Source organism: Roseofilum halophilum BLCC-M91 (assembly GCF_030068445.1).
Lineage (GTDB): Bacteria > Cyanobacteriota > Cyanobacteriia > Cyanobacteriales > Desertifilaceae > Roseofilum > Roseofilum halophilum.
The window spans coordinates 1-8,435 of sequence record NZ_JAQPOK010000126.1 but is presented as its reverse complement, the minus strand read 5'-3'; the positions used below and the strand labels follow the sequence as shown (position 1 = coordinate 8,435).

Genomic DNA, 8,435 nt, shown 5'->3' with positions numbered 1-8,435 from the left:
GTTCACTCCTTTCAATGTTGGTCTTCTTTGGCTCAAGAACTGATGGATTCTAAACCTCATAAGCGCTTATTTTTCCAGAAGGGATTAAGGGTTCTATCCCTTATACAGTCTACTCTTTAGTCTCCTTGTCACCCCTTAAGGAATGGAGTATAGAAATCCCAGACCTAGGGTTTAAGCATTCAAACGTCCTTCGCTGCTCTTCTGATGAGTTGGAGCCTAGATGATGGGTTCTGCAAGAAAGTCTAATATCACACTCCTAATAGGGTTGCCATAGTGAAATTGGAGAATATAAGGGAGTAATTGGGTACTCCTAGGGCTGCTTCTTGGGTAGCCCTACACCCTAAAATTTAGCACTAAACGAACTATAGAGAATTTGTAATCCTTATAGGGATTCCTTTACATAATTAGAAGTAATTTGAAGGTAGCTTGTACAGTTGAGGCATATACTGTAGTCGATCGTACCCATCAAGTATCCGTATACAAAAACTCTTGCCCCCATGATGGAGGTGTTTTACTGTGAGAAACGCAAACACCCCCCCCTTAACCCCTTAACAAGTGATGGGGAGTGATTGGGGGAGAGTGTCATGTAAAGTTTCAATAAAAACAGGGGGTATCCCCCCTGTTTTCTTGCACTTAGATTAGAGAGATTTTAGCATGACTCACCCTGATGATGACATTTGGTTGATCCCCCGTGAAGAACAGACAGAGGCTTTTTGTTATGCGGTAAACGGGTTGACTTACAAGCAGATAGCCAAGGAACAAGGGATGCCTGCTGATTCGGTTAAAAGCCGAATCAAAGCGCTATATGACAAGTTGCTGGTGTACTCTGACCCTGAGTCATTGAATCCGTGTAGGGTGCTGACTGTAGCTGCATGTAAAGCCATCCGTATTGGGCTAATCCGGTACAACTATGAACAAGGGGGATATGAGCCAAGCCCTGATTTTAAGATGGAAGGAAAGGTCAGAAGACAATCAGACCTTTTCAGGAATGAAGGGCCATATCGTTGTCCAAGCGACCACCCGGTACAACGTAGAGAGCGGATGGAGAGGGCTGTCGCCCGACGGATGGAGCAGGGGTTTACCGAGGAAGCAATACAGAAAGCCAAGGAAGCATTGCTTTCTACTGAATTCCCCCCCGATAGCCAGATAATAATAGATCTCTTGCAGTACAAGCATTACACCCCCGAATTCTGGGCGATGGGCAAGTCCAAGCTTGAGGGATTGAAGCAAGAGCTAAGGAAATCTCATCCCGAATTGATGCGGGAGAGGGAAGAGGCGATTAAGAAAAGGGAGGTTCCTCCCGATCACCCCTGGAGGCAACAGAATAGAGCTGGCTATGAGGAGTATCGATCAAGCCAAGTTACGGGAAAAGACCTTGAATTCCGCCGGATTGCTCGCCGCTCACCGGTCGCTCTTGTGCAGAAAAGGTGAGAGCTGAGAGTTCAACCACCTTTTCAACCACTTTCAACCATATAGGCAGACCATAAAAGCACCCTCTAGAGGGTGCTTTTAGCTAAAAGTCATACAGAGTAAGGATAACGGAGAGACGGGGATTTGAACCCCGGAGGAAGGTCACCCCCCCTACAGCATTTCCAGTGCTGCGCCTTCAACCACTCGGCCACCTCTCCAGGGGAAACTGATGGGAGGTAGGTTATTTACCCACCAGTTTACAACTCTATCATAAGTTCACGTACTAAGTCAACCCGAAGTTCGGGTTAATGGGATTCAAGAAGCGGGAAAGATGCCCGCAATCGTGTTTTGGCGATCGGCATCCGTTTTCAAGAAATGCTCTACAATGGGTCGGATGCGATGTTTCAGGGTTTGATGGGTTTGATGGGTAATGTCATAATTTCCTCGTTTTACCTATTGCCTAGCTCTTGCCTTTTGCCTAGCGCTATAAGTAATGAATGTTATTTTATCTGCCTTAGTCCCGGTTACTTTCATTATTTCCATTGGCATGATTGCCGGTCGGACTTTGACTCTGGAGCGCTCGACCCTGTCTCAACTCGCGGTCTATATTCTGACTCCTGCTTTAATTTCCAGTAGTCTCTATCAAGCCCAGTTATCCACTGACACGACTCTGGGTTTGATTATCGGATATCTGATTACTTCGCTCTTGGTGTATGGGGTGTCTCAGGGAATTAGCGCCTTACTGAACCTTAAATCGGGAGTGCAAAAAAGTTTTATCGCTACTTCCATGTTTGCCAATACGGGAAATATGGGCCTGCCGTTTGCGACCTTTGCGTTAGGAGAAGCGGGTTTAGACCGGGCGATCGTATGCTTAATTGTATCGAGTTTAATTATTTTTTCCACGGGCCCAGCTTTGTTGCAAGGGGGAGGTTTGGGAGAGAGTCTGCGTCTGATTATCAAATTACCCCTGATTTGGGCGATGGTGGCTGGGTTGCTGTTGCGCGTATTTTCCATTGACCTGCCCTTACGACTCGATGATGGGTTAGACCTGTTAGGAAGTGCTGCGATCCCCATTGCTTTAGTTGTCCTGGGCATTCAATTGAGTACCACTACCTTTAGAATAGGAGTCTATGAGGCCATTACGGCAATCATTCGTTTGCTAGTGTCCCCAGCAATTGCGTATAGTGTGGGTCGAAGTTTAGGACTAGAGGTGCTGGATGTGCAAGTGTTGATCTTGCAAAGTGCAATGCCCACCGCAGTGAACACGGTGGTGTTAGTGACTCAATTTGGGGGGGATGCGTCATGGGCCGCTCGTACAGTGGTACTGTCTACAGTTCTATCTTTAGTCACCCTCCCGTTAGTCCTGTGGGTAACCTTGATGCTTTAGGAGTAGGGCATTGAAAACCCAAGAAAAAGTCTTATTCTTTACGAATTTAGCCGAGTTACTCCAGTCTGGAATTAGCCTCAGACAAGGGTTAACCTTAGCGGGACGGGAGAGCGATCGCCATTTCCAATGTTATCTTCAAGGAGCCAGTCGCGCCCTACGCAACGGCCAGGATCTCGCCTCTGCGCTCACGGTTCGCACTGCTGCTGAGGGCAAACGGCAAACCTACTTTGACCCTTGGACGATCTCTGTCATTCGGTTAGCTGAAACCCGAGGAACCCTAGTGGAAACCTGCCGGATTTTAGCCGAAATCACCGAGACCAAAGGGAAATGGAAGACCTATTCTCAATCGATTCGTAATAGTAGCTTATTGGCGCTGTGGAGTCTGTTAACCTTAGTGGCAGGAATTTTGAATGCCAATACAGCCGCCTTACTGTATCCGATGTTTTGGCTTCAGAGTGCGGCGATCGCCTTTTCCTTATGGATTGTGGTTTTTTCCCTGCCTCGCTATTTGGCCCCCACCCTCTTCAAAATGGGCAGTTATCTCCCCCTCGTGCGTCTCTTTATTGAAGCCCATACCCTTTGGTATTTATCCCAATTACGCCTACCCCTAAGCTCTGGAATGCCCATCCTCACGGCCCTAGAATGGGTTCAGCAACAGACCCCCCATGTAGGCATCAAAAAACAATTAGCCCGAATTACCCGGCAAATGCGGCGAGGGCAAACCTTAAGTGATACCTTACAAGGCATTTTCCCTCCCCTGGCGATCGACTTTCTCCGCACGGGGGAAGAAACAGGAGAACTCGACCTTGCTTGGCAACAAATCGGCGAACATTACCAGACAGAATTGGAAAAAGGATTAAAGTTTATGGCCAGCAGTTTACGCTTAATCAGCATTTTGGCCTTGAGTAACCTGATCGCGATCGTCTGTATTCGCGGGATGTTTGTCCTCTTGAATGCGACTAACCCTTCACCGTTTTAAGCCCTAGTTTAAGCAGTCATAGAAATCAAACCCAATCTTCAAGGCCAACCCAAAAACTTATGGGTTTGTAAACTCATCCGCCACTCTGGGTGATGCAAAATAAACTTAACCGTTAAATCAATCGTCTCTGAACTATTCCATTCGGGTTGCAAGAACTTAACGACCTTGTCATCAACCCATTGGGCATATTTCTGTGCCCATTCTAGATCCTCAGCGCCAGTAATCACCACTTTTAATTCATTGACATAATCGCCAATACTCGAATCCGGAGACTTAAACCGCTTCGGCGAAAACGTCACCCAATCAAATGTCCCCGAAAATGGATAAGCACCCGACGTTTCTAAATGCAACGGTAGACCACATAAAGCCCTTAACCCCTCCGTCAATTCATGCAAATCATGCATTAACGGCTCGCCCCCAGTAATCACCACCATGCTCGGATTGACTGCTAAAACTTCTTGAGCCAATTGCTCAACGGAATATTGGGGATGTTTGTCCATCGGCCAAGACTCTTTCGTATCACAAAACCAACATCCCACATCACACCCTCCGAGGCGAATAAAAAATGCATTCCGTCCCATCCAATAGCCTTCTCCTTGGATAGAATGAAACGTTTCTACAATGGGGTAACTTTTCACCGATCGCCATCAATTACATACAAACATAATCTCCAGTTTAACAGTTTTGCTGCCCCTTGGGTTATAATAACCAAGCATTATTGCCATCAACCCAAGGGGGAAATCATGAATCATATCGGGTGTAAACTAGGGTGTAAAGCGATCGCATTACTCGCATTCTGGGGGGGAATCGGTGGGGCAAATTCTCCCCTACAATTGGCCCAAGCTCAAACCACGAGGGTAATGTATGGAAATTATCTCACTATCAGCGCTCCTACCCCAGAGCCAACCCCAGCCAGCGCTGCCGAAAAACAACTTGAACCCCCTCCCCCTGTTCCCCTCTCTCCTTCACCCAACACCGAGTCCGTGGAACCAGAGCAACCCACCGCACAACAGACTAGCCTATCCGATCCCAGACCCCCCGTAGGCAGTTACTTTGGTATTGGGGGAACCATCGGCTTAACCGATGGAGAAACCGCCTTAGGTAGTGGCGGTTTCTCTTTAATGAGCAAAGGAGCATTGAGCGAATATCTGACCTTGCATAATGCCACCTCTTTCGGCAAGCAAACGGCGAGTATGTTTGCCCTAACGGGTGAATTTCCCATCAGAAATGGTCAGACTCAAGAAGTCGTTGCCATGCCTTTTTTAGGCGGAGGAACCTTAGTAACGACTCAAGATGAATGGCGCTTTCACGGCTTAATCGTTGGCGGTGTTGATGTCCCCCTTTCCAGAGATTTCATGGGAACCGTGCGAGTGAATACGGGGTTTGTTGACGGCAAAACTGAAGTCGGAATTGTTTTAGGCGTGGGCTATCGGTTTAATTTATTTAACTTATTCTAATCGTTGAAAAAATGGTTTTTCTATGACTCATTACCGATTAGCCATCATTGCGCGAAGTGCTATAATCGATCCACTCTCCTTGTAACGTAAATGCTGCCCAATAATAGGGTTGCCACCATTGGTTTGTTTCCCACATTTTTAACTGGGCTTCACGCAATGCCTGACTGGGGGGTTTTCCTTCTTTTAATAAGGTTTGGTAAAAATCAATCATTAATTTGGCAGTTGCTTGGTCATCAACACTCCACAAACTGACGATTAAACGGGGCGATCCGGCATACATAAATCCTCGCGTTAAGCCGATTAATCCTTCTCCTTTGATGTTTTGTCCTAAACCGGTTTCGCAGGCACTTAAAACTACTAATTCACTGGGTAAGTTTAAGTTGAAAATATCATGGAGCCTTAAGAACCCATTCAGGGGTTCGCCATCAGGATTCACTAAGGAAAAAACTAGCCCAGATAGGGCGGGATTGGTACTATTTAATAGGCCGTGGGTGGCAAAGTGGATAATCTGATATTGGGAGAGTTCCTGACTGATTGCCAACTCGCGATTGGCCCTAAATCCAAAGCCTTCAAGACGTTCTGGAGTCGGAACGAGGGCTAAAATGCTTTCGGCTTCCTGTTGGGTATAGGGGAGACGGTCAAATAAAACACCGGATTCTTTGGCCGATCGCTCCAAATCTGGCGGTAAGGGTTGTGCCTTTCCTCTGCTAGTGCTGCTCACCCGGCCATCATTTTGCCCAAATACCGGATCGGCAAGCACAGCCAGGGTTTTGGGGGCGCGGCTACGTCCTTGGGTTTCCCGTCTTAAGATGGCTACTGTGGATGCAGAGGGCAGATTAACGAGTTCGTGATGGGCGATCAGGGGTGTATATTCTGGTAGATCCGGAACCGCAAGAGCAGCAAACGGGACATATTGCAAGGCTCCATGGGCGGCGATCGCCAATCGTTTATCCCCTAACTCCTCCGCTACCGGCCCCAAAATCTGCTCGCTGAGGGCAAACGCGGTTTTTTCCATTACCTTACGGCGTATCCGTTGAATGGGAATGGTGAGGGCATCCCGAAAGTCACGGGCACTCTGTTCTAGGGTTTCGCGCCCCGGCAGTTCATAGCTCTTAATCCCCGTAGAACTGACGAGCCACAGGTAACTTCGTTCTTTGCCCAAAAAGTATTCTAAGAGCAAGGTCTCCTCGTCTAGAACCTGGGTCTGGATCTCCTCTAGGGTGAGGGGTTGGGGTTGGGTGAGGGCGGCATAGCGAGGACTAGAGACGCGAATCAGGGCTTGGACGGCTCGGTATTGGTCGAGAAGGGTTTTAATGGTTTCTTCAATCTCCTGGGCTTCCCGTTGAATATGGGAGCGGCTGAGAATCTGAATGCGGCGCTCTTCCTGAAGACTCAGTTGCTGTTGCAACTTTTTTTTCTGCTCTAGCAGGGTGGGGTTCACTCCCGCGCTCACGTCCCCTTGAGCTTCTGCGAGAATATCTAACAACGATCTGGCTCTAGCCTGTTCGCTCACCTGCAAGGCTTGGGCATCATAGCCCTGTTGGGGAAACTGCTGGTGCAGTTGCATCAGCAGATCGATGTAAAATTCGTAATAGTCCTGTTTGGAAGCAAAAAAGCTGGTGCGTAACTCTTGACTGGCAACTTTAATCCGCAGATCTTCGATAATGGCGATCGCCGGTTTCAACGTCTCCAATGCCCCTTCTAACTGCCCTTGTTCCTGCTGCACTTGGGCGATACGATACAAACTCAGGGCTTCTTTGGGGCGATCGCCAATTGCTTGCCGAATACTTAAAGCCTGTTGATAATACTCTAGGGCCTGTTCGGGTTTCCCCTGGTTGGCATAGACATAACCCATATTATTTAAGGTACTTGCCTTTCCCTTGCGATCGCCCACTTCCTCCCACAAGGGTAGCGCTTGCTGATAATAACTCAAGGCTTCCTGCCACTCCCCCCGATTGGCGTACACATAACCGATATTATTGTGGGTACTCGCTTCACCAGGGCGATCGCCTACCTCCTGCCACAAGGGTAGCGCCCGTTCATAATAAGTCAGAGCTTGTTGGGGCAGTTCCACCGCATCATAATACAACCCCATATTATTCAACGTCCGCGCCATTCCCAACCGATCTTTCACGGTGCGATAAGTAAGCAGCGCTTTTTCATAGGCTTGCAAAGACTGGTCATACTCCCCCAAATGATCGTAAATGACCCCGATATTATTTAACGTCGTCGCTTCCCCATAGCCATCTTCCACATCGCGCCAGAGGGGTAGGGCGCGGTTATAGTAATCTAACGCTTGCTGATACTGACCCAGGCGATCGTAGACCACACCGATATTATTAAACGTATAGGCCTCTCCCCCAGTATCTCCAACCTGTTGATAGAGATCGAGCGCCAGACGATAGGCATCGAGTGCCCGATCCATATCCGCCTGGACTTGATAAATTAAACCCATTTGGTTCAAACTATCGGCCATTCCCACGCGATCGGCACTTTGTTCATAAAAGGCTAAAGCCTCTTGCACATACTCTAAAGACGGTTCTAATTGTCCTAAATTTTTATAGATAATCCCTAACAATAAACCACTCAATGCCGATTGTTGCATCTGACCCTGTTCTTGATACAATTGGTAGGCCGTTTTCAGCAGGGGAATGGCTTGCTCAAACCCTGCCACTGTTCCTTGTTGATACCATTCCAGGGCCTGTTGAAAAATGGAGTCAGCAGAATCTGGATCGACCGTTTTGGCGATCGCCGATTGGGATAAAGTGGACATCCGGTCAGAGTGGGGTAAATTATGGCTATACTCGATGGGAAAAGATGATTTTGCCATTACTCCTGTCAGGCTAAACAGAACCATCCCCATCGGGAATACGCAAGAATTAATTGGCCATAAGGGAAAACAGAGCAATTTTTGACTCATGTGCTATTTTAGGAATTTTTAACCAACCCATTCTCCTGATGAGCGTCAGAAATACTGAAGAAAAAAGCAATTGTTCTCACAGTTGATGAACCTACCTATATTGACATCCTCACCGCCCTAGAAGGACGGTAATTCCTAAATCTCACAATTTAGGTTTCTGCTTCATAGCAGTTGCCTTCACAGATTTACTCTGCTCTGGTCTTACACTCGCTCCACAGACTGACACCGCAAGTCCTGCGGCCAATATGTTTTTGCTGGCATTGATATCTCGGTCATGGTGTA

At 47.7% G+C, this 8,435-nt stretch carries 6 protein-coding genes, 1 tRNA gene and 2 pseudogenes; 5 read left to right on the top strand and 4 right to left on the bottom strand.

What is annotated here, in order from left to right:
• A pseudogene (locus PJF56_RS22385) lies at positions 1-120 on the top strand (IS4 family transposase); the annotation flags it as partial.
• 534 nt (positions 121-654) lie between these two features.
• Complete coding sequence (locus PJF56_RS16705) at positions 655-1,431, top strand: helix-turn-helix domain-containing protein (RefSeq protein WP_283763830.1); 777 nt, start codon at positions 655-657, stop codon at positions 1,429-1,431.
• 108 nt (positions 1,432-1,539) lie between these two features.
• Here PJF56_RS16705 and PJF56_RS16700 read toward each other — a convergent pair.
• Positions 1,540-1,628: transfer RNA gene (locus PJF56_RS16700), tRNA-Ser, on the bottom strand.
• Positions 1,629-1,903: 275 nt separating this feature from the next.
• On the opposite strand from PJF56_RS16700, the gene PJF56_RS16695 reads away from it, so the two are divergent.
• Positions 1,904-2,797 carry an AEC family transporter gene (locus tag PJF56_RS16695; RefSeq protein ID WP_283763829.1) on the top strand — a complete coding sequence of 298 codons (894 nt, stop codon included), beginning with the start codon at positions 1,904-1,906 and terminating at the stop codon, positions 2,795-2,797.
• 10 nt (positions 2,798-2,807) lie between these two features.
• Positions 2,808-3,776 carry a type II secretion system F family protein gene (locus tag PJF56_RS16690; RefSeq protein WP_283763828.1) on the top strand — a complete coding sequence of 323 codons (969 nt, stop codon included), beginning with the start codon at positions 2,808-2,810 and terminating at the stop codon, positions 3,774-3,776.
• Between the two features lie 38 nt (positions 3,777-3,814).
• Here the strand turns inward: PJF56_RS16690 and PJF56_RS16685 are convergent, their stop codons facing one another.
• Positions 3,815-4,414 (bottom strand): 7-carboxy-7-deazaguanine synthase QueE, encoded by a 600-nt coding sequence (locus PJF56_RS16685; protein WP_283763827.1) that lies wholly within the window; start codon positions 4,412-4,414, stop codon positions 3,815-3,817.
• Between the two features lie 105 nt (positions 4,415-4,519).
• Here PJF56_RS16685 and PJF56_RS16680 point away from each other — a divergent pair, with 105 nt between their 5' ends.
• A complete protein-coding gene (locus PJF56_RS16680) occupies positions 4,520-5,233 on the top strand; it encodes a hypothetical protein (protein ID WP_283763826.1) in 714 nt (237 codons plus the stop codon).
• Between the two features lie 37 nt (positions 5,234-5,270).
• Here PJF56_RS16680 and PJF56_RS16675 read toward each other — a convergent pair whose 3' ends face one another.
• Positions 5,271-8,063 (bottom strand): CHAT domain-containing protein, encoded by a 2,793-nt coding sequence (locus tag PJF56_RS16675; RefSeq protein ID WP_283763825.1) that lies wholly within the window; start codon positions 8,061-8,063, stop codon positions 5,271-5,273.
• Between the two features lie 232 nt (positions 8,064-8,295).
• A pseudogene (locus tag PJF56_RS22235) lies at positions 8,296-8,435 on the bottom strand (RNA-guided endonuclease TnpB family protein); the annotation flags it as partial.

Coding starts and splice junctions, on each gene's coding strand:
- PJF56_RS16705 (WP_283763830.1), top strand. CDS start 655: ATGACTCACCCTGATGATGACATTTGGTTGATCCCCCGTGAAGAACAG.
- PJF56_RS16695 (WP_283763829.1), top strand. CDS start 1,904: ATGAATGTTATTTTATCTGCCTTAGTCCCGGTTACTTTCATTATTTCC.
- PJF56_RS16680 (WP_283763826.1), top strand. CDS start 4,520: ATGAATCATATCGGGTGTAAACTAGGGTGTAAAGCGATCGCATTACTC.
- PJF56_RS16675 (WP_283763825.1), bottom strand. CDS start 8,063: ATGGCAAAATCATCTTTTCCCATCGAGTATAGCCATAATTTACCCCAC.